Raw genomic sequence first — 21,884 nt, forward strand, 5'->3', positions numbered from 1 at the left:
CGTCCGCACCCGTCTCGTCCCGTCACCGTAGGCACACCTGATCGAGGAGCTCGACATCATGGCCATTGAAGTTCGCATCCCCACCATCCTGCGCAGCTACACCGGCGGCGCCAAGGTCGTCGACGGCACCGGCGACACCCTCGCCGACCTGCTCACCGACCTGGACTCCCGGCACGGCGGCCTGCGCGACCGGTTGATCACCGAGGCTGGCACCCTGCACCGCTTCGTCAACGTCTACGTCAACGACGAGGACGTCCGTTTCCTCGGCGCGCTGGACGCCAAGGTCTCCGACGGCGACAGTGTCACGATCCTGCCGGCCGTGGCCGGCGGCGCGTTCGGCTTCGCCGCCGCCGCGGCGATCAGCTCGCACAGCGCCGCCGTCGCGGCTCGCTGAGGTCGGCCGCCATGGCGCGGTACGAAAGCCTGCTCGACGCCTGTGGGGGCACGCCGCTGGTCGGCCTGCCCCGGCTCTCACCGACGGTGCCCGACGGTGCCCCGCCGGTGCGGCTCTGGGCCAAGCTGGAGGACCGGAACCCCACCGGCAGCATCAAGGACCGCGCGGCGCTGTTCATGGTCCGCGCGGCGGAGGAGGCCGGTCGACTCCGGACGGGTGACACCATCCTCGAGCCGACCAGTGGCAACACCGGCATCTCGTTGGCGATGGTGGCCAAGCTGCGCGGCTACCGGCTGGTCTGCGTGATGCCGGAGAACGTCTCCACCGAGCGGGTCCAGTTGCTCCGGATGTACGGGGCCGAGATCATCTTTTCGCCGGCGGCGGGTGGCTCCAACCAGGCGGTCGCCACCGCCAAGCAGATCTCGGCCGAGCACCCCGACTGGGTGATGCTCTACCAGTACGGCAACGAGGCGAACGCGCGGGCGCACTACGAGACGACCGGGCCGGAGTTGCTGCACGACCTGCCCACCATCACGCACTTCGTGGCCGGGCTGGGCACCACCGGCACCCTGATGGGCACCGGGCGCTACCTGCGGGAGAAGGTCGACGGCATTCAGATCGTGGCCGCCGAGCCGCGCTATGGCGAGTTGGTCTACGGCCTGCGCAACATCGACGAGGGGTACGTGCCGGAGCTCTACGACGCCTCGGTGCTCTCCCGGCGTTTCTCGGTCGGCACCCGGGACGCGGTGCTGCGCACCCGCCAACTCGTGGAGGTGGAGGGCATCTTCGCCGGCTTCTCCACCGGTGCCATCCTGCACGCCGCGCTCGCGGTGGCGCACGAGGCGGTCCGTGCCGGCCGCCGAGCCGACGTGGCCTTCGTGGTCTGCGACGGCGGCTGGAAGTACCTGTCCACCGGCGCGTACGGCGGCACGCTGGCCGATGCCGAGGACGCCCTGGAGGGGCAGCTCTGGGCCTGACCGAAAATGGTCTTCCCGTACGGGCCGTCGACGTGTGTCGACGGCCCGTACGCTGCCCGCGGTACCGTGAGCGGGTGTCACGTTCGTGACAACTTCCGTTGGATGATTCTTGCTGCCGGGTACCCCGGCGTAGGCTGCGCAGCGTGACGTGCGCGTCGGTAGAGATCATGGCTGGGGCGGCGGCCGGCATGGATACTACTGACAGTGACAGCGAGACAACTCGATGCGACTGACCGTTCTTGGCTGCGCCGGCAGTTTTCCCGGCCCCGAGTCGCCGTGCTCGGCCTACCTCGTCGAGGCCGACGGCTTCCGGCTCCTGGTCGACTTCGGCTCAGGGTCGCTGTCCAGCCTCCAGCGGTACGCGGGGCTGCACGCCCCGGACGCGATCCTGCTGACCCACCTGCACTGCGATCACATCCTCGACGCCGTCACGTACGTGGTGGTCCGTCGGTACGCCCCGGACGGCCCCTACCCGGCGCTGCCGGTGTACGCGCCCTCCGGCGCCCCGGACCGGCTCAGCGCCGCGTACGGCGACGACGGCACGGTGGAAGACGTCTACCAGTTCTACGCCCTGCAGCCCGGCACCTTCCCGATCGGTCCGTTCACGGTCACCGTCGACCGGGTCAACCACCCCGTCGAGACGTACGGCGTGCGGCTGGAGCACGGCGGTCGGTCGCTGTGCTACTCGTCGGACACGGCGCCCTGCGACGCGTTGCTGCGGCTGGCCCAGAATGCTGACGTCTTCCTCTGCGAGGCCAGCTACCTCGACGGTGTGGACAATCCGCCGGATCTGCACCTGACCGGCCGGGAGGCCGGTGAGACGGCGACCAAGGCCGTGGTGGGACGACTGCTGCTCACCCATCTGGTGGCGGCCTGGGGCAGCGAGGCGCACACGTTGGAGTCCGCCGCCGCCGCGTACACCGGACCCATCGACGTGGTCCGCCCCGGCGCCAGCTACGACGTCTGACCCACCACGTCCCGGTTGGGGCGGGCCGGGGCGCGGTGTTGTGCCGTACTGTTCGCCGGCCGGTCAGCGGACGGTCGTCTGGCGCACCCGTGGCACCCGCACGGTGTGGGCATGCGGATCGCCATCGTGACCGAGTCGTTCCCACCGGACGTGAACGGCGTCGCGCACTCCGTGGTGCGGACGGCCGAGCACCTGCTTGACCAGGGCCACGAGCCGGTGGTCATCGCGCCCGCCCCGCCCGGTGCCGCCCGGCAGGGCATCGAGCGGTTGCCCTACCCCGTGGTGCGCATCCCCAGCGTGCCGCTGCCCCGGTACCAGGGCTTCCGGCTGGGTGTGCCGACCACCACCCGGTTGACCGGGGCGCTGTTGTCGGCGGCACCGGACGTGGTCCACCTGGCGAGCCCGTTCGTCCTCGGCGCACGGGCGGCCACGCTGGCCAGCCGGCACGGGCTGCCCACGGTCGCGGTCTACCAGACCGACGTGGCCGCGTACGCGCGGGCGTACCGGGTGAGCTGGGGCGAGGCGGCGGCCTGGCGCCGGATCCGGGAGATCCACAACTCGGCGCACCGCACTCTCGCCCCGTCCACCCGTGCCGCCGCCGACCTGATCGCCAACGGGGTGCAGCGGATCTGGCTGTGGCGCCGTGGTGTGGACGCCATCCGTTTCGATCCGGCCAAGCGTTGTGCAGCGCTGCGGGACCGGCTCGCACCCGGCGGCGAGCTGCTGGTCGGCTACGTCGGCCGGCTCGCCCCGGAGAAGCGGGTGGAGTTGTTGGCGGCGACCTCGCGGCTGCCCGGTGTGCGGGTGGTGGTGGCCGGCGACGGCCCGGCCCGCCGCCAGTTGGCCCGGGAACTGCCCGGGGTGACCTTCCTGGGCGTGCAGCACGGCGAGGACCTGGCCCGGCTGTACGCCAGCCTGGACCTGTTCGTGCACACCGGACCGCACGAGACGTTCGGCCAGACCATCCAGGAGGCGTTGGCGTCCGGGGTGCCGGTCGTGGCGCCGGCCAGCGGTGGCCCGGTCGACCTGATCGACCATGGTGTGACCGGGCTGCTGGTGGCGCCGAGCGACGGCGAGGCGCTGGCCACCGCCGTAGCCGACCTGGCCGGCGACGCCGACCGGCGGCGGGTCTACGGGCTGGCGGCCCGGATCGCGGTCAGTCGCCGTAGCTGGGCGGCCGTCGGCGACGAGCTGATCGGGCACTACCACGCGGTACGCGCCGTGGCCGCCACCGTTGGCCTGCCGGCCGCGTCGTGACCAGGGCTGCCGATGGGCTGCGGATCGTGCGGCTCGCCAACTTCGTGACGGCACGCTCCGGTGGCCTGCGCACCGCGCTGCGACACCTTGGCGAGGGCTACCGGGCGGCCGGACACGATCCGGTGCTGGTGATACCCGGCCAGAGGGCCGCCGACGACTCGTACCCGTGGGGGCGGGTGGTCACCCTGCCCGGCCCGGAGATGCCCGGCAGCGGCGGCTACCGGCTGCTGGCCGGTCGGCGCCGGTTGGCCCGGCTGCTCGCCGACCTGGAGCCCGACCGGTTGGAGGTCTCCGACCGGTCCTCACTGCGGTGGACGGGACGGTGGGCACGGGCGCACGGGGTGCCGTCGGTGATGGTGTCGCACGAGTCGCTGACCGGGTTGCTCGGTCAGTGGGGTGTGCCGGACGCGCTGCGCCGGCCGACCGCCGACCGGCTCAACCGGGCGACCAGCCGGGCGTACGACCGGATCGTCTGCACGACCAGGTGGGCGGCCGAGGAGTTCGACCGGATCGGCGCCGGCAACGTGGACCTGGTGCCGCTCGGGGTGGACCTGGACACCTTCCACCCGGACCGCGCCGACCCGTTGGTGCGCGAGCGGTACGCCGATGACAGCGAGTTGTTGCTGGTGCACTGCGCCCGGCTGTCCCCGGAGAAGCGGCCGGAGTTGGCCGTGCAGGCCCTCGCTGAGCTGCGTCGGAGGGGCGTCCCGGCGGTGTTGGTGATGGCCGGTGACGGCCCGCTGCGCGGTGCGCTGGCCCGTCGGGCGGCGGGGCTGCCGGTCACGTTCACCGGCTTCCTGCCGGACCGTGCCGCGGTGGCCGCGTTGCTGGCCAGCGCGGACGTGGTGCTGGCACCCGGCCCGGTGGAGACCTTCGGCCTCGCCGGGCTGGAGGCGCTGGCCGGTGGCACTCCGGTGGTGGTCAACGAGGCCAGCGCGCTGCCCGAGGTGGTCGGCTCGGCGGGGCTGGCCGCGTACGGCTCGGGGGAGTCGATGGCCGCGGCGGTGACCCGCCTGGCGGCCCGGCCGGAGGCGGAGCGGAGGCGGGCCGCCCGGGCCCGGGCCGAGGAGTTCGGGTGGCCCGCGGCGGTCGCTGGATTCCTCCGGGTGCACGCCGCGAACGTCTCCCGGGGCACCCCGAGCGAGGTGGGTCATCGCACCGCATAGGGTGCAGGCATGGCGCGACCTGACGGGCGAGGGCCCGATCAACTTCGACCGGTGACCCTGACCCGAGGCTGGAGCACGCATCCGGAGGGCTCGGTGCTCGTCGAGTTCGGCGGCACCCGGGTGCTCTGCACGGCGAGCGTCACCGAGGGGGTGCCCCGCTGGCGCAAGGGCTCCGGGCTCGGCTGGGTGACAGCCGAGTACGCGATGCTGCCCCGGGCCACCAACACCCGCTCCGACCGGGAGAGCGTCAAGGGCCGGGTCGGTGGACGCACACACGAGATCTCCCGGCTGATCGGGCGGAGCCTGCGGGCCAGCATCGACCTCAAGGCGCTCGGCGAGAACTCGGTGGTGCTCGACTGCGACGTGCTCCAGGCCGACGGCGGCACCCGGACCGCCGCGATCACCGGCGCCTACGTCGCGTTGCACGACGCGGTGGGCTGGCTGGCCGCCCGCAAGGCGTTGGCCGGCAAGCCGGAGAAGGTGATGCACCGGTCGGTGGCCGCGGTCAGCGTGGGGATCATCGCCGGTGAGGCGCGGCTCGACCTCTGCTACGAGGAGGACGTCGCCGCCGAGGTGGACATGAACGTGGTGTGCACCGGTGCGGGTGACTTCGTCGAGGTGCAGGGCACCGGCGAGGCGGGCGTGTTCGCCCGCGACCAGCTCGACAGCCTGCTCGACCTGGCCGTCGCCGGGTGCGCGGATCTGGCCGAAGCCCAGCGGAAGGCTCTCTCATGAACAAGGTCCTGCTGGCCACCCGCAACCGTAAGAAGCTCGTGGAACTCCAGCGGATCCTGGACGGGGCGCTCGGCGCGCACCGGATCGCCCTGCTCGGGCTGGACGACGTCGAGCAGTACGCGGAGCTGCCGGAGACCGGCCTGACCTTCGGCGAGAACGCGCTCATCAAGGCGCGGGAGGGGTGCCGTCAGAGCGGGCTGCCGACCATCGCCGACGACTCCGGGCTCGCGGTGGACGCGCTCAACGGGATGCCGGGTGTGTTCAGCGCCCGCTGGTCGGGCCAGCACGGCGACGACCGGGCCAACCTTCAGCTGGTGCTGGATCAGATCGCCGACGTGCCGGACGAGCAGCGGGCGGCCTCGTTCGTCTGCACGGTGGCGCTGGTGCTGCCCGGCGGCAAGGAGCATCTCGTCGACGGTCGGCAGTCCGGCCGGGTGCTGCGCGCTCCGCGCGGTGATGGCGGGTTCGGCTACGACCCGATCTTCCTCGGCGACGGGCAGGACCGGACCAACGCCGAGCTGACCCCGGCGGAGAAGGACGCGATCAGCCATCGCGGCAAGGCGCTGCGCGAGCTGGCGAAGTTGATCGCCAAGGTGCTGCCGCCCGCCGCCGCCTGAGGCTTAGCGGAGCGCCCGGGTGGGCATCACTTCGGCGGCATTACGGTTCGAGGATCGGCGTGCCAGTCTTGAAGAGTTCCAGCACGCCTCGTGGATGGACCGGTCTGGGGGAGACGGATGGCATGGGCCGGTAGGCGTCTCGGGCTCGTCGCGTTGACCGCTGGTGCGGCGCTCGTGGTGAGCACCGTTCTCGTGGTCACCTTGGGGACGACGACGCCGATCAAGGGGACGTCGGCGGGCGTGTGGGCGGAAAGGTCGATCACGCCGATGCCGTTCGTGAGCCCTTCCCGCGACAGCGGGAGTAACTTCGTCCATCCGGGCGTGCTGGTGACCAGCGATCAGCTGAACTTCGTCGCCGGCAAGATCCTGGCCGGCGAGGAGCCCTGGCATTCGGCGTGGCTCGCCACCCAGCGCAGTCGCTACGGGCAGTTGTCCTGGCAGGCGAGACCAGTCCCGACTGTGGACTGCGGCTTCTATTCGAGTCCCGACCGCGGATGCACCCAGGAAACCGAGGATGCCGTCGCCGCCTACACGCACGCCCTGCTGTGGTTCTTCACCCGGGATCGCCGACATGCCGAGAAGTCGATCGAGATCCTTGACGCCTGGTCTGGTGTCCTGAAACGACACACCAACACCAATGCGCCACTGCAGGCAGGTTGGTCGGGAGCATCGTTCGTACGAGCGGCGGAACTGATCAAGCACACCTACACCGATTGGCGGCCGGATCGGCTTGCCCGCGCGGAGCGAATGTTCCGGAACGTGTACCTGCCACTGGTGATGGGCGGGGTCAACCGGAATCGGGACGGCAACTGGGGCCTGATCATGTTGGACGCGGCGGTCGGCATCTCGGTGTTCCTCGATGACCGGGCCACCTTCCTGAAGGCAGTCGACACCTGGCGGCTGCGGCTGCGTGCGTACGTCTACCTGCGCAGCGACGGCCCGGTGCCGAAGGCGCCGCCCCGCGAACCGTTCACCAAGCCGCAGCTCGTCGAATACTGGGGAGGGCAGACCACGTTTGTGAACGGGCTCGCGCAGGAAACCTGCCGCGACTTCCTGCACACCGGTTGGGGCCTCGCCGCAGCGGCGCACGTCGCCGAGACCGCCTGGATCCAAGGGCTCGATCTGTATGACGAGGCACGCGAGCGGCTTACCGCGGCGATGGAGCTCCACGCTGGGTACGAGCTCGGTGATCCGGTACCGCCGTGGCTCTGCGGTGGACAGCTTGAGCTCGGGCTCTCGCCGTCACCCGAGATCGCCTATAACCACTATTCGACGAGGATGGGGTTCAGCCTGCCTCGGACCAGGGACCTGGTCGTGGGCCTGCGCCCCGCAAGCCCAGGCTTCTTCTTCGCCTCGGAAACCCTGACGCATGCCGGGAATCCACGCTGATCCAACCACTGCCACCCGGGACGCACTGCGACGAGTGGCGCTATACGATGGCCCGCGCCGCCGGGCTGCGGCGGTAGGGCCGACAGGCGTCCCCTTCCAGCCGGTAGTAGCGAGGAACAGTGACAGACTCGACGGACGGCCGTCGCGGGGCGCTACGCCCGGAGATCCAGGCATTGCGGGCGCTTGCCGTCCTGCTGGTGTTGTTGTTCCACTTCTGGCCCCACCGGATCCCCGGCGGCTACGTGGGCGTCGACGTCTTCTTCGCGATCAGTGGTTTCCTCATCACCGCGCATCTGCTGAAGGACGTGCAGCGGTTTGGCACCGTCCGGCTGGGCACCTTCTGGGCCCGCCGGATCCGGCGCCTGCTGCCTGCCTCCCTGCTCGTGCTCATCGTCACCGCCGCTGCCACCGTTTTCTGGGTACCCACGCTGCATTGGCCGCAGATTTTCCGCGAGATCGCCGCGGCGACGCTCTATTTCGAGAACTGGCAGCTGGCCCACGACGCCGTGGACTACCTCGCGGCGGAGAACATCAGCTCGCCGGTCCAGCACTACTGGTCGCTCTCGACCGAGGAACAGTTTTACCTGGTCTGGCCTTTGTTGATCGTGATCGCCGTCGCGGTGGCAGGCCGTGTCCGGAGCTTCGGTACGACTGCGGCGGTTCGCGCCACGCTCGCCGTCGTAGTCCTCTCCTCGTTGGCATACTCGATCTACGAGACGTCCGCCAACAGTTCCGCCGCCTACTTCATCACGCCGACCAGGGCATGGGAATTTGGCGCCGGTGCCCTGTTGGCGACCGTTCCGGAGCTCGGGCGGGCGGCCGGTGAGCGCCGTCGGGCGATCGTCTCCTGGCTGGGGCTGGCGCTGATCGGGATGGCAGCGTTCCTGCTGACAACCACCACTCCCTTCCCCGGTTACGCGGCAGCGCTGCCGGTAATGGGCGCGGTCTGCGTGATCTGGGCCGGGGCACCCACTGCCCGTTGGTCTCCCCTCGGACTGATGGCGTGGGCGCCGGTGCAGAAGCTCGGCGACTGGTCCTACTCCATCTATCTGTGGCACTGGCCGCCAATAGTGATCTTCGGACTCGCCACCGGCGAAAAGATGACCTGGCCGGTGAAGCTGCTCGTCATCGCGGCCGTCCTGGTGGTCGCCGCAGCGACCAAGCGGTTCGTCGAGGATCCGGTGCGGTCCGGGGCCTCCCTGGGTGGCGGTCGGCTGTGGCGGCAGTACGCGGCCGGCGCCGTGGCGATGGCGCTGGTCCTGGCCACCGTCATGGTCGGAAACCGATGGCTGGACAGCAGCAGCCAGACGAACAGCAACCGACTCGACCACCTGCTGGCCGCACAGACCCCGTGCCTCGGGGCGAGCGCCAGGATCATGGCAGACCGTTGTGGCAACGATGACCTGGGCGAGGAACTGTTTCCCGAACTGTCGAACCTGACCAAGGACACGGCGTCGGCGTACCGGTGCTACGACCAGAAGCCGGGCGCCGAGCTCACCTCATGTCGCCTGGGCTCCCAGCGCCCCGACGCAACGAAGGTCGCGCTCGTCGGGGACTCGCATGCCGCGATGCTGATCCCGGCCCTCGAGGGTCAACTGGAGGCCCGGAACTGGGCGCTGGACACCTATGTCGCCCGCGGCTGCATCTGGACCGCCGTCGGCGAGTCGGACAGGTTGGACGAGTGCTACGCGCGGCGGCAGGCCATGGCGGAGCGGCTGGGCACGGGCCCGAAGTACGACCTGATCATCCTGGCCGGCAAACGGAGCGGAAGCCAGGACCGGCACGTCACCGACGGACGGACCCGCAGGTACGTCGAGGCATGGCGCCCGGTGCTCAAGCGCGGATCCGAGATCGTCGTGGTGGTGGACAATCCCACGCTCGGTGCGAACGACCTGGACTGCCTGGTGAACGACGCAGCGAATGGCGGTGATCCGAAGCGATGCGCGATCGACCGGCGCGCCGCCTTCCGGACCGGTGATGATCTCCAAGATGCCGCGAAACGTATCGGCGGGGACGTACACACCGTCGATCTCACCGACCTCTACTGCACCGCGACCCAGTGCCCGCTGGTGATCGGGAACGTCATCGTCTACCGGGACCCGCACCACCTTTCCGCGACCTACGCGCGGACCCTTGGCGAGTACCTCATCCAGCGCATCGACGCGAGCCTCACGCCGTGAACCGGGCGTTTCGGATGCTCCCCCCACCAAAGCATCGGGCGTTCTAGGTGGCGGATTTTGGGCTCCGTCCGGCGCGGTGGACGCGATCTTCAGCGGTTCTCGACTGGCGTATAGTGCCGGGCGACAGGACGCTGCGGGGAGGATCGCGACGTGCACAGCTACCTCGGGCAGGAGCGGTGGCCCGAGCCACGACCAATGGTCGCGTCCGGATGAGCCGCCCGGTGTCCCTGCGCGCCGAGCCGGATCCGATCCGCATCCCCGAACGGCGACGCCGCTTGGAGCTGCCGACGTGGTTCCTGGTCGCAGCCGCGCTGGCCCTCATCGGCCTGAAGCCCTTGTTCGACATTCCCGGCGAGAAGACCGCCCAGGACACCGTTGATCTGGGCTTCGTGGCGAGCACCGCAGGTGCGGTTCTCATGTTCGTCGCCTTTGTCCTCGTCCTCGCGATGACCCGCAGGCTCCCGGCGAGGATGATCCTCGCGCTGGTCGCGTTACTGACCCTGGGCGTGCTGTCGGTGGTCAGTCTGCTCGCCATTCCCGCTCGGGATGGGTTCATCGACCATTTCGCGGTGACCGGCCTCCGGGACATCTTCGGCCCCTACGTCCCGCCGGCCAAGGGAACGCTGACTCAGGCGGCTCAGTTGGCCGTCGGTTTTGCGCCGATCACGCTGATCGCGGTGATGTACGTCAAGCCCGGGTGGTTCGCCATGGACCGGATCCGCTGGGTGCTGCAACTGGTGCTGCTCGGTGCCGTGGCGCACTCCGTGATCGCCTGGCTCCAGGTCGCGGGCGTCGTGGACTACACCTTCTTCTTCAAGCTGCCCGGTGGCAACATCGGCCGCGCCTCCGGTGGCTACTTCCACCCGGCGTCACTTGGCCGACTGCTGATCTTCGCGGTCTTCATCCTGTACGTCGCCGGAGACCGGCTGCGACTCAAGCCGGTGTTTCGGTTCGCTCTCCTCGCGCTCATGGTCGGCACCGCGGTGGTCACTACGCACCGGCTGACCATCCTCTGCGTCGGGATTCTCGTCGCGGCCATGGAGCTGCGACGTCTTCCAGCGCTGCTGCGGTGGATCCGCCGGCTGCCCCTGCGGGTCACCCTCCCGGGGGCCCTGCTGCTGGTAGCGGGCTTGGTTGTCCTGCTCATTCGATGGGGTCCATTCCTGTGGGCCCGGGCACGGTTCCTGGTCACGCAGATCGGCTCGCTCAACCCCGACTCCAAGGACTTCATGCGTGGTCGGGGCGAAATCTGGGTCCAGCTCTCCCATGCGTGGCGGGACGCGCCGCTGGACGTCTGGCTCTTCGGGCTGGGCTACGAGCCATGGAACACCCACAGTGATCCAATCCGGGTGTTCGTGGTGTGGGGCACGCTCGGCCTGGCATGCATGGCGGTCGTCTGCACCGTCCTGTGGCGGACGACCAGCGAACTACTCACCTTCGAGGGGCAGTGGGCGCTCGTCGTGCTCTACTTCACTGCGGCCGTTTTTGCAGTGACCCAGAAGCCGACTTCCTATTCGTACTTCATGTGGCTGTTCCTGTTCTCGCACATCTTGGTCGTCGCGGTGTATCCACGCGGCGCCGTGACACCCGGCGCAGTCAGAAATGGTGACCCTTCATGAATCCCCCCATGTTCATTTCCTGGAAGCGTTATCAACGGCGCTCCGACGTGCTCGCCGAGGCGCTCGGCGCCGAGTTGGTGTGGCGTCCGCACCGGGCGACGTCGAAGGTGCTGCGCCCCTCCGACTACCTCGCCCACAGCCGCGAGGACCTAGCCCTGATCCGGTCCCGGCGGCCGTCCTTCGTCGTCGCGCAGGCCCAGCCGCACCTGTCCGCGCTGGCTCCGCACCGGGCCAAGGTCCCGTACGTCGTGGACGCGCACAACGGGCAGTTCCAGTCGTGGTGGCGCAAAGTGCCCGGCACTGAGCGGATCCTGCGCGGCGCGCGGCTCGTGCTGACCCACAACCACGAAGCCGACATCCTCGCCCGTGAGGCGTTCCCCGGTCTGCGGACCCTGGTCGTGCACGACCCGCTGCGACCCATCGCGCCCGCCGCACCGCGGGACTGGGTCTTTGTGGTGGCCTCCGCGGCCGCCGACGAACCGATGGATGTGCTCTTCGACGCGATCGAGGAGGCAGCCGAGATCACCTTCGCTACCACCGCGCCTCTGCACCGCCTGCCCGAGCCACTGCGCCAGCGCGCTGCGGCCCTGCCCAACCTGATCAGCCTGGGCTTCCTGGATCTCCCCGACTACGAGGCGGCGCTCGCCGGAGCCCGCGCCGTGGTCGTGCTGACCGACCGGGATGCCTGCCAGCCTAGTGGCGCGTGCGAGGCGTTGAGCGCTGGCAGGCCGCTGGTGCTGTCCCGTACCAACACCACGACGAACCTCTTCGGCGGTTTCGCCACGCTGGTCGCCAACCAGTCCGCTGCGTTGGCCGCCGGGGTACGGACGGCGGTCCGGCCGGACCCCGCCATGCCTGGGCGGATCGCCGCAGTGCGGGAGGCGTGGGTCCGGCGCACGGCGGTCGAGCTTGAGCAGGTGCGGTCGGCCGTCGTGGCCGAGGTGGTCCGATGAGATCTTCCCTTCGGATACGTCAGCGGGCCGTCGACCGATGACGCTGATCGAGACCAGGCCCGCACCCCCTCGCCGCTCGCGCGGGCTCGTCCGTCGGCTGCGACAACTCGGTCTGCTCGGCATCAGCCAGGTCGGGCTCACCCTGATCGCGTTCGTGACGCAGGTACTGCTGGCCCGTAGCATGCCGCAGGCCCAGTTCGGCGCCTTCATGTCCGTCCTGTCACTGATGACCCTCGCCGGCCCGGTCGCGCTCTTTGGCATCGCCGAGTTCTGGTTGCAGCGATTCGGACGTGAGGGACCACGGGCGGTGCGTTGGGTGCGGCCGTCGATCGCGCTGGTGCTCGCCTGTTCCGGCCTTCAGATCGCGGTGATGGTGACCTGGGCCCTGCTGGATGGGGACGATCAGGTCATCAGCGGCCTGCGGATCCTTTTGGCGCCGGTCATCCTCGCGCAGGCCGGCATGGCGTTGTCGGTCTCAGTGCTCCAACTGCGCGGTGGCTACGGCCCGCTGGCCGTGCTGCAACTCGTCCCGCACGCCGGACGACTCCTCGTCGCTTTACTCACCGTGGTCGCCGGGCTCTCAGCGCTGGCCGCGGCGACCGGGTACGGCCTTGTAGCTGTGCTGACGGTCGTGCTCAGCGCGGTGGTCATCGCTCCGTTCGCCCGCGGACGCGGACCGTTGGAGGGCTACCCGCCGGGCGGCATGCGACCAGGACATCCGCCTCGGTTGCGCCACCTGCTCGGCGGCGCTGCGCCCTTCATGCTCGGCAGTCTCTTCTACCTGCTCGGCATGAACCTGGGCGTCGTCGTCAGCGCCGAGTTCCTCAGTGTCCAGGCTGCTGCTGTCTTCGCCGTACCGATGACGCTGTTGACGGCGATCTACCTGCTGCCCCGCGTGGTCTACCAGCAGTACTTCCTGGCGAAGCTGCACCGGTGGTCACGCTCCGACCGGGAGGCGGTCCTCGTCGCTTACCGCGCCGGCACGGTGGGGATGATCGCGCTCGGCCTGCTGATCGGTATCGTCGTCGCCGTCGGCGGCCGGTACGCCATCCCGCTGCTCTTCGGCGCCGAATACCACGAGTCCGTCCCGGTGATGGCGCTGCTCGCGCTCGCGATCCCGCTCCGCTTCGGTTCGGCCAGTGTCGCGTCGTTGCTCACCAGCGGTGGGCTGCTCCGCAGGAAGGTTCTCTACCAGGGCCTGGGCTCGGTCGTCTTTCTTGGCACGTTGGCCCTCGCGATCCCGCCGTTCGGCGTGATCGGCGCGGCCTTGGCCACGGTCTTGTCGGAGGCGATCCTTCTGGTCCTGTTCTGGTCGTCTGTGAAACGCAACGTGGTGGCGGGAGCTCAGCTCCCGACCTGGGCCGAGATCCGTCGGCGTCTGACGAAGGGATGACACGGTGAGTGTGGACCGAAGGTCGAGCGCGGCCCGCCGACCCCTGGTGGTGGGGTATTACGGCATGCAGAACGTGGGGGACAACGCGTTCTGCGTCATCGTCGACTGGGCCCTGGCCCGCTACTGGGGGACGGAGGCGCCGACGTTCGCCGCGCCACCGCTGGTGGACCTGCCGGCGGACCGTGCCGGGATGAGCCAGGCCCTCTTCGAGTCGCTCGATCCGGTGCGACGGGCCGGGAAGCTGCTCAACAAGGCCAGTTTGCTCGGCGGCGCGACCATGCTGCTCTTCGGCGGCGGCTCGGTGTTCCGCGACATGGGTCCGTTCAGTGAGAAGAAGGTTTTCGCCGCCTGGTCGAGGGTGTCGAAGCGTCCCATCGCGGCGGTCGGGGTGTCCGTCGGACCGTTCCTCTCGTCCGCCGCTCAGCAGCGGCTCGCCGAGGTGTTCCGGCATGTCGAATATGTCGGGGTGCGCGACGCCGCGTCCGTCGAGCGGCTCCGCGATATCGGCTATCCGGGCCTCGTCGTCCCCGCTGGTGACCTCGCCGGCCTCCTGCCCGCGGCGCTCGGCGACGTCGCGCCCGCGCCGGTGCCGAGGGCACCGGGCCGGGCCCGGCTCGGCGTCACGCTGCTCGGGTCCGACAGCGACCTGCCCGAGCCGGAGCAGCGGCGGCGGGAGCAGGCGCTGATCGCCGGCATCCGCTCCTTCGTCGACGCCGAACCCGTCGACGTGACGATCTTCGTCTTCAATACCCACCCGGTCCGTGGAGACGTCGGGCCCAGCGAGCGGCTCCGGGCCGCCCTGGAAGGACGCTGCGATCTGCGGACGGTCACCGCTGACGACGGCGTCCGGGCGGTTTGGAGCGAGATGCGGACGTGCGACATCGGCCTGCACATGCGAATGCACGGCGGAATTTTCTCCTATGTCGCTGATGTTCCGTTCGTCCTCGTGCCGTACCACCGCAAGTGTGCGGACTTCCTGGACGAGATCGGCCAGCCGGTCACCCGGCGGCTGCCGGCGCAGCCGGAGGACCCGGCAGAGGTCCACAAGGTGCTCGCCGACCTTCTCTCCAGCGGCGAACGGCCCCGGCTGGACCTGACGGAGTTCGCCCACCGTGCCGAGCTGAACTTCACCCGAGCGCCCTGGGCCGTCGCCGGCTGAACGTTGGGGTCGGCCGGGCGGGCCGACCAAGGTGCTGCCGCCCGCCGCCTGACCCGCGGCGGACGACAGCGACCTGACGGAGGTCAGCCCAGCGAGCCGATCTCTCGTTCGATGGCGGCGCGTAGCTCCGGCCCGGCGAGGACGGCCCGGGCCGCCTCCATCACCGGAGCGAGGAACACGTCCGGGCCGGGCTCGCCGGCCGCCCCGCCGAGCGCGGCGACGGCGGCACGCCCGGCCGGTGACGGCTCCAGCGGGGCGCGCAGCTGAAGGCCGCGTACGCCGGCCAGCAGCTCCACCGCGAGCAGGCTGGTCAGGTTGTCCAGGACGGTCCGGAGCTTCTTCGCCGCCGCCCAGCCCATCGAGACGTGGTCCTCCTGCATGCCGCTGGTGGGCAGCGAGTCCACCGACGCGGGCGCGGCGAGCCGGCGGTTCTCCGCGACGATGCCGGCCGCCGTGTACTGGGCGATCATCAGCCCGGAGTTGACCCCGGCGTCGGGGGAGAGGAACGCCGGCAGCTCCCGGGAGCGGGTGACGTCCAGCAGCCGGTCCACCCGCCGCTCGGCGATCGCGCCCACCTCGGCGGCGGCGATGGCCAGGAAGTCAGCGGCGAAGCCCAACGGCGCGCCGTGGAAGTTACCCGTCGACTCGACCCGGCCGTCGGGCAGCACCACCGGGTTGTCCACCACGGACACCAGCTCCCGGCCGGCGACCGTGCGGACGAAGTCCAGGGTGTCGCGGGCCGCGCCGGCCACCTGCGGCGCGCAGCGCATCGAGTACGCGTCCTGCACGGCGTGCGCCAGGTCGTCGCGGTGCGAGTCCATCACCCGGGAGTCCTGCAACAGCCGGTAGATGTTCGCCGCCGACGCCGCCTGCCCGGGGTGCGGCCGGATCGCGTGCAGCTCGGGCAGGAACGGCCGTTCCGAGCCGAGCATCGCCTCGATGGCCAGCGCGGCCGTCACGTCGGCCATGGCGAACAGGTGCGCCGCGTCGTGGATGGCCAGCAGCAGCATCCCGAGCATGCCGTCGGTGCCGTTGATCAGCGCCAACCCCTCCTTGGCGGCCAGCTGGATCGGCTTGAGCCCGGCGGCGGCCAACACGTCGGCGGCGTCGCGCCGCTCGCCGGACGGGTCGAGCACCCAGCCCTCACCGAGCAGCACCAGCGCGCAGTGCGCCAGTGGTGCCAGGTCCCCGGACGCGCCCAGCGAGCCGTGCTCCGGCACCCACGGGGTGATGTCGTGGTTGAGCAGGTCGACCAGCGCCTCGGCGACCAGCGGGCGGACCCCGGAGCGGCCCAGGGCCAGCGACCGGACCCGCAGCAGCATCATGGCCCGGACCACCTCGCGGGGCATCGGGGCGCCCACCCCGGCGGCGTGCGAGCGGATCAGCGCGTGTTGCAGCTCGGCCCGCCGCTCCGGCGCGACGAAGGTGTTGGCCAGCGCCCCGAACCCGGTCGACACGCCGTACACGGGCCGCCCGGCGGCCTCGATGCCGTCCACGATCGCGCGGCTGGTCGCCATCGCCTCCCGCGTGGCCGGGTCGAGGACCACCGTGGCGGTGCCGCGGGCCACCGCGAGCACGTCGTCGGCGGAGATTCCGGTGGGCTGGATGGTCACGTTCGTCATTGCGGAACTCCGTTGAGCAGAACCTTGCGGATCAGTGGGACACCGGGCCGGTAGGCCAGGTGCAGGTAGGACGGCGCGTCCAGGACGACGAGGTCGGCCCGCGCGCCGGGGGTGAGGACACCGATGTCGTCGCGGCGCAGCGCCCGCGCGCCGCCGGCGGTCGCGGCCCAGACCGCCTCCGCCGGGGTCATCCGCATCTCGCGGACCGCGAGGGCCACGCAGAACGGCATCGACGAGGTGTACGACGAGCCGGGGTTGCAGTCGGTCGCCAGGGCCACGGTGACACCGGCGTCGAGTAGCCGGCGGGCGTCCGGGTAGGGCGACCGGGTGGAGAACTCGGCACCGGGCAGCAGGGTCGCCACCGTGCGCGTCCCCGACCCGTCGCTGTGGGCCGTGCCGACCAGCGCGGCCACGTCGGCGTCGCTCAGGTGGGTGCAGTGGTCGACGCTGGCTGCGCCCAGCTCCACCCCGAGCTGGACGCCCGGGCCGGGGCCGAGCTGGTTGGCGTGCACCCGTACGCCCAGCCCGGCGGCCTGCCCGCAGGCCAGGATGGCGCGGGCGTGGTCGACGTCGAAGGCGCCCCGCTCGCAGAACACGTCGATCCACTTCGCGTACGGCGCGGCGGCGGCCAGCATCGGACCGCAGACCAGCCCGACGTAGTCGTCGGGGCGGTCGGCGTACTCGGCGGGCACCACGTGCGCGCCCAGGAAGGTGGTCTCCGTGCTGGTCTCGCCCGCGATTCGCAGGGAGCGCGCCTCGTCGGCGACGGTCAGCCCGTACCCACTCTTGATCTCGATGGTGGTGGTGCCCTGGCGCAGCGCCTCCCCGCGCAGCCGGCGCACGGTGGCCCGCAGCTCGTCGTCGGTCGCGGCCCGGGTCGCGCCGACCGTGGTCCGGATGCCGCCACCGGTGTAGGGCTGACCCGCCATCCGGGCGGCGAACTCGGCGGCGCGGTCCCCGGCGAAGACCAGGTGGGCGTGGCTGTCCACGAAGCCGGGCAGCACGGCGGCCCCACCGGCGTCGACGCGTCGGTCGGCGGCCGGCGCGTACGCGGACGGCCCGACCCAGGCCACCCGGCCCTCCTCGACCAACACGGCCGCGTTCCGGCGGATGCCCAGCGGGCCCTCGCCGGCACCGTTGGTGACCAGCTCCCCGATGTTGTCGACCAGCAGACTGCTCATACTCATGCGGGTGTCACCGCCTCGATGGCGGCGGACAACTCGGCCGGCACGTCCACGCTCAGGTGCCGGCCCTCGGCCACCACCACCCGGCCGTCCACCAGCACGTGGTCGACATCCGCGGCGGACGCGGCGAAGAACGCGCCCACCGGCGGCACCCCGGCGGTGCGGGCGCTGTCCAGCCGTACCGTGACCAGGTCGGCGCGGGCGCCGACGGCGATCCGCCCGGCGTCGGTCCAGCCCAACGCGGCGTGCCCGGCGGCGCTCGCCGCCGTCAGCAGGTCGACCGGCGCGAAGTGGCCGCGGCGACGGGTGCGCAGCCGCTCGTCCAGCTCCACCGCCCTGGCCTCCTCGAAGAGGTCGATCACGGCGTGGCTGTCGCTGCCCAGACTCAACCGGATCCCCGCGTCGGCCATCAGCCTGGCTGGGCCGATCCCGTCGGCGAGGTCCCGCTCGGTGGTCGGGCAGAGGCACACCCCGGTGCGGCTGTCGGCGAGCAACGTCAGGTCGGCGCTGGTGGGGTGGGTGGCGTGCACGGCCGTGGTGTCCGGGCCGAGCACGCCGTGCTCGGCGAGCAGGGCGGTGGGCGCCCGCCCGTGCACGGCCCGGCACTCGTCGTTCTCGGCGGGCTGCTCGGAGAGGTGCACGTGCAGTGGCGCCTGCCGGTCCCGCGCCCAGGCCGCCACCGTGCCGAGCTGGTCGGCGGGGACCGCCCGCACCGAGTGCACGGCCGCGCCGACCCGGGCGTGCGGGTCGGTCGGCCGCAACGCCGCCGCCCGCTCGGCCCACCGGGCCGCGTCGCCGTCGCCGAAGCGCCGCTGCGGCCCGGTGAGGGGCCGGCCGTCCACGCCGGCGCTCAGGTAGCAGGCGTCCAGCAGGGTGAGCCGGATCCCGGCGTGCGCCGCGGCCTCCACCAGTGCCGCGCCCATCGCGTTCGGGTCGTCGTAGGCGCCGCCGTCGGGCCGGTGGTGCAGGTAGTGGAACTCGCCCACACAGGTGATCCCGCTCAGCGCCATCTCGGCGTAGACCGCCCGGGCCAGGGCGAGGTAGGTGTCCGGGTCCAGTCGGTCCGCCACCGCGTACATCTGGTCCCGCCAGCTCCAGAAGTCGCCCCGACCGCCGTGGGTACGCCCGCGCAGCGCCCGGTGGAAGGCGTGCGAGTGCACGTTGGACAACCCGGGCAGGGTCAGACCGGGCAGGCGGGTGGCGTCCCGCAGCACCTCGACCCCGGCGGCCGGGCCTCCGGCCCCGACCAGCGGCGTGAGCGCCGTGATCCGGCCGTCCTCGACCTCGATGAGCACGTCTGGCGTGGGTTCGGCGTGCTCGGGCAGCCAGGCGTGCTCGGCGAGCCAGCGGGTCGGTGTCACCGGCATGTCAGCTCCTCCAGCACCCCGGCCAGCGCGCGTGCCCCGGCGGCACAGTCGGCGTCGGTCGCGGCCTCGGCGGGGGAGTGCGACACCCCGGTCGGGTTGCGCACGAAGAGCATCGCGGTGGGCAGGTGCGCGGCGAGCACCCCGGCGTCGTGGCCCGCGCCGGTGGGCAGCACCGGCGCGTCGAGCAGCGTGGCCAACCGTTTGGCCAGCCCGCCGTCGAAGGCCACCAGCGGGGTGGCCGACTCCTCGGTGACGGTCACCGTCGTACCGTCGCGGCGGGCCCGCTCGGCGAGCTTGCCGCGTACCGCGTCGACCAGTCCGGTCAGCGTCTCCGGGTCGGCGGCCCGGGCGTCCAGCCAGCCGGTCACCCTCGACGGGATGGCGTTGGTGGCGTTGGGTTCGACGGCGACCCGGCCCACGGTGGCGTGCGCCCCACGCAGCCGGGCCTCCTTGTTGGCCGCCAGCACCGTGAACGCGTAGGTGAGCATCGGGTCGCGCCGGTCGGCCATCCGGGTGGTGCCCGCGTGGTTGCCCTCGCCGACGACGTCGAAGCGCCACCGACCGTGCGGCCAGATCGCACTGGCCACCCCGACCGGGGCGTCCGCGTCGACGAGCGCGCGGCCCTGCTCGACGTGCAGCTCCACGAAGGTGCCGAACCGGCCCAGCAGGTCCGGGCGGGCACCCGCCGGCCGGTCGCCGAGCGCCTCGGCGAAGCTCACCCCGGCCGCGTCGCGCAGCCCGGCCGCGCGCTCGGCCGGCAGCGCCCCGGTGAGCAGCCGCGACCCCAGGCACGGTACGCCGAAGCGGGCACCCTCCTCCTCGACGAACGCGGCCAGGACCAGCGGCCGGACCGGGGTGACGCCGGCAGCCCGCAACTCGTCCACGGCGAGGAACGCGCTGACGATGCCGAGCGGCCCGTCGTACGCCCCGCCGTGCGGCACCGAGTCGAAGTGGCTGCCGGTGAGCACCGCGTCCGTGGCCTCCGGGTCACCCCAGTGCGCGAAGAGGTTGCCGTTGCCGTCCTCGCTGACCGGCAGGCCGCGTTCGCCGGCCTGCGCACGGAACCAGCGTCGCAGCGCCGACTCGGGTTCGGTCAACGCGTACCGCAGGTAGCCGCCGCTGTCGGCGTCGCGCCCGACCGGCGCGATCTCGTCCCACAGCTTCCGGAACCGGGCGGCGAGGTCGTCGGTCACGCGGCGCCTCTTTTGTTCGCGACTGCGGGGCTCCGCTGCGCTGCACTCCTCGCGCTCACGCCGGCCCCTCGCTCATCGGCACGCGCACGCCGGTACGCGTCGCGACCTCGCGGGCGATGTCGTAGCCGGCGTCGACGTGCCGGATGACGCCCATCGCCGGGTCGTTGGTGAGCACCCGCTCGATCTTCTGCCCGGCGAGGGCCGTGCCGTCGGCCACGCAGACCTGCCCGGCGTGGATCGACCGGCCGATGCCCACGCCGCCGCCGTGGTGGATGGACACCCAGGACGCGCCGCTGGCCGTGTTGACCAGGGCGTTGAGCAGCGGCCAGTCGGCGATCGCGTCGGAGCCGTCCGCCATCGCCTCGGTCTCCCGGTACGGGCTGGCGACACTGCCGGCGTCCAGGTGGTCCCGACCGATGACGACCGGGGCGGAGAGCTCGCCGGAGGCGACCATCTCGTTGAACCGCACGCCCGCCCTGTCCCGTTCGCCGTAGCCGAGCCAGCAGATCCGGGCCGGCAGGCCCTGGAAGGCGACCCGCTCACCGGCCAGCCGGATCCAGCGGGCCAGCGACTCGTTCTCCGGGAACAGCTCCAGGATGGCCCGGTCGGTGGCGGCGATGTCGGCCGGGTCGCCGGAGAGCGCCGCCCACCGGAACGGGCCCTTGCCCTCGGAGAACAACGGCCGGATGTACGCGGGCACGAAGCCGGGAAAGTCGAAGGCGCGCTCGTACCCGCCGAGCTGTGCCTCGCCCCGGATCGAGTTGCCGTAGTCGAACACCTCGGCGCCGGCGTCGAGGAAGCCGACCATCGCCTCGACGTGCTTCGCCATCGACGCCCGCGCCCGGTCGGTGAACTCGGCCGGCTTCGCCGCCGCGTAGTCACGGGCGTCGGCCAGCTCCACCCCCACCGGCAGGTACGCCAGTGGGTCGTGCGCGCTGGTCTGGTCGGTCACGATGTCGATCTCGACGCCGCGGCTGAGCAGCTCCGGGAAGATCTCGGCCGCGTTGCCGACCACCCCGACGCTCAGTGCCCGGCGGTCCCGCTTCGCGGTGAGCACCCGCGCGACCGCGTCGTCCAGGGAGTCGGCGACCTCGTCCAGGTAACGGTCGTGCACCCGACGGTCGAGCCGGGTGCGGTCCACGTCCACGATCAGGCAGACGCCGTCGTTCATGGTGACCGCGAGCGGCTGCGCGCCGCCCATCCCGCCGCACCCGGCGGTCAGCGTCAGCGTCCCCGCGAGCGTGCTTCCGAACCGCTTCGCGGCAACCGCGGCGAACGTCTCGTAGGTGCCCTGGAGGATGCCCTGGGTGCCGATGTAGATCCACGAGCCGGCGGTCATCTGCCCGTACATGGTCAGGCCGAGCTGCTCCAACCGGCGGAACTCCGGCCAGGTCGCCCAGTCGCCGACCAGGTTCGAGTTGGCCAGCAGCACCCGGGGCGCCCACTCGTGGGTACGCATGACGCCGACCGGGCGGCCCGACTGCACCAGCATCGTCTCGTCCTCGCGCAGGTCGGTCAGTGTGCGGACCAACGCGTGGTACGACGGCCAGTCCCGCGCCGCCTTGCCGGTGCCGCCGTAGACCACCAGGTCGTCGGGGCGTTCGGCCACCTCGGGGTCGAGGTTGTTCATCAACATCCGCAGGGCGGCCTCCTGCGGCCACCCGCGGGTGGTGAGCTGGCTGCCCCGTGCGGCGCGGACGGGCTGGGTCATC

General features: G+C 71.6%; 18 protein-coding genes. 13 read left to right on the top strand and 5 right to left on the bottom strand.

Annotation, left to right across the window (positions count from 1 at the left end):
* Positions 1–58 precede the first annotated feature (58 nt).
* From ACQEUX_RS33140 to ACQEUX_RS33200, 13 genes are all read left to right on the top strand, one after another.
* Positions 59–394 (top strand): MoaD family protein, encoded by a 336-nt coding sequence (locus ACQEUX_RS33140; protein WP_433056798.1) that lies wholly within the window; start codon positions 59–61, stop codon positions 392–394.
* An 11-nt stretch (positions 395–405) separates the two neighbouring features.
* Positions 406–1,371: a PLP-dependent cysteine synthase family protein gene (locus ACQEUX_RS33145; protein WP_433056800.1), complete on the top strand. Its 966-nt coding sequence runs from the start codon at positions 406–408 to the stop codon at positions 1,369–1,371.
* A gap of 223 nt (positions 1,372–1,594) precedes the next feature.
* Positions 1,595–2,338, top strand: a complete 744-nt coding sequence (locus ACQEUX_RS33150; protein ID WP_433056802.1) for an MBL fold metallo-hydrolase — start codon at positions 1,595–1,597, stop codon at positions 2,336–2,338.
* 111 nt (positions 2,339–2,449) lie between these two features.
* Positions 2,450–3,595 carry a glycosyltransferase family 4 protein gene (locus ACQEUX_RS33155; protein ID WP_433056804.1) on the top strand — a complete coding sequence of 382 codons (1,146 nt, stop codon included), beginning with the start codon at positions 2,450–2,452 and terminating at the stop codon, positions 3,593–3,595.
* Positions 3,592–4,761: a glycosyltransferase gene (locus ACQEUX_RS33160; protein ID WP_433056806.1), complete on the top strand. Its 1,170-nt coding sequence runs from the start codon at positions 3,592–3,594 to the stop codon at positions 4,759–4,761. Before ACQEUX_RS33155 ends, ACQEUX_RS33160 begins: the two co-directional genes overlap by 4 nt.
* A 9-nt stretch (positions 4,762–4,770) precedes the next feature.
* Entirely contained in the window at positions 4,771–5,496 is a 726-nt protein-coding gene (rph, locus tag ACQEUX_RS33165; RefSeq protein ID WP_433056808.1) for a ribonuclease PH, read from the top strand.
* Positions 5,493–6,113 (top strand): RdgB/HAM1 family non-canonical purine NTP pyrophosphatase, encoded by a 621-nt coding sequence (gene rdgB, locus ACQEUX_RS33170; RefSeq protein ID WP_433056810.1) that lies wholly within the window; start codon positions 5,493–5,495, stop codon positions 6,111–6,113. The genes rph and rdgB overlap by 4 nt, the downstream gene beginning before the upstream one ends.
* Before the next feature lie 177 nt (positions 6,114–6,290).
* Entirely contained in the window at positions 6,291–7,502 is a 1,212-nt protein-coding gene (locus tag ACQEUX_RS33175) for an alginate lyase family protein (RefSeq protein ID WP_433056812.1), read from the top strand.
* A 119-nt stretch (positions 7,503–7,621) separates the two neighbouring features.
* Positions 7,622–9,682, top strand: a complete 2,061-nt coding sequence (locus tag ACQEUX_RS33180) for an acyltransferase family protein (protein WP_433056814.1) — start codon at positions 7,622–7,624, stop codon at positions 9,680–9,682.
* Positions 9,683–9,729: 47 nt separating this feature from the next.
* On the top strand, positions 9,730–11,301 hold the full coding sequence (locus ACQEUX_RS33185; RefSeq protein WP_433056816.1) for a hypothetical protein: 1,572 nt from the start codon (positions 9,730–9,732) through the stop codon (positions 11,299–11,301).
* Positions 11,298–12,254: a hypothetical protein gene (locus tag ACQEUX_RS33190; RefSeq protein ID WP_433056818.1), complete on the top strand. Its 957-nt coding sequence runs from the start codon at positions 11,298–11,300 to the stop codon at positions 12,252–12,254. The genes ACQEUX_RS33185 and ACQEUX_RS33190 overlap by 4 nt, the downstream gene beginning before the upstream one ends.
* A 37-nt stretch (positions 12,255–12,291) precedes the next feature.
* The gene (locus ACQEUX_RS33195; protein ID WP_433056820.1) at positions 12,292–13,647 is read left to right on the top strand and encodes an oligosaccharide flippase family protein; all 1,356 of its coding nucleotides are present in this window, start codon (positions 12,292–12,294) and stop codon (positions 13,645–13,647) included.
* A 4-nt stretch (positions 13,648–13,651) separates the two neighbouring features.
* Entirely contained in the window at positions 13,652–14,806 is a 1,155-nt protein-coding gene (locus ACQEUX_RS33200) for a polysaccharide pyruvyl transferase family protein (protein ID WP_433056822.1), read from the top strand.
* Between the two features lie 83 nt (positions 14,807–14,889).
* Here the strand turns inward: ACQEUX_RS33200 and hutH are convergent, their stop codons facing one another.
* The 5 genes from hutH to hutU are packed head-to-tail and all read right to left on the bottom strand — an operon-like array spanning position 14,890 to position 21,883.
* Entirely contained in the window at positions 14,890–16,428 is a 1,539-nt protein-coding gene (gene hutH, locus ACQEUX_RS33205) for a histidine ammonia-lyase (RefSeq protein WP_433056824.1), read from the bottom strand.
* Positions 16,425–17,609 carry an imidazolonepropionase gene (gene hutI / locus ACQEUX_RS33210; RefSeq protein WP_433057315.1) on the bottom strand — a complete coding sequence of 395 codons (1,185 nt, stop codon included), beginning with the start codon at positions 17,607–17,609 and terminating at the stop codon, positions 16,425–16,427. Before hutI ends, hutH begins: the two co-directional genes overlap by 4 nt.
* Before the next feature lie 2 nt (positions 17,610–17,611).
* On the bottom strand, positions 17,612–18,979 hold the full coding sequence (locus ACQEUX_RS33215; RefSeq protein ID WP_433056826.1) for a formimidoylglutamate deiminase: 1,368 nt from the start codon (positions 18,977–18,979) through the stop codon (positions 17,612–17,614).
* The gene (locus ACQEUX_RS33220; RefSeq protein ID WP_433056828.1) at positions 18,970–20,172 is read right to left on the bottom strand and encodes an allantoate amidohydrolase; all 1,203 of its coding nucleotides are present in this window, start codon (positions 20,170–20,172) and stop codon (positions 18,970–18,972) included. The genes ACQEUX_RS33215 and ACQEUX_RS33220 overlap by 10 nt, the downstream gene beginning before the upstream one ends.
* A 55-nt stretch (positions 20,173–20,227) precedes the next feature.
* Positions 20,228–21,883 (bottom strand): urocanate hydratase, encoded by a 1,656-nt coding sequence (gene hutU / locus ACQEUX_RS33225; RefSeq protein WP_433056830.1) that lies wholly within the window; start codon positions 21,881–21,883, stop codon positions 20,228–20,230.
* Position 21,884: the final 1 nt, after the last annotated feature.

It is taken from the genome of Micromonospora sp. CA-259024 (assembly GCF_050936255.1).
In the GTDB taxonomy this organism is placed as follows: Bacteria; Actinomycetota; Actinomycetes; order Mycobacteriales; family Micromonosporaceae; genus Micromonospora.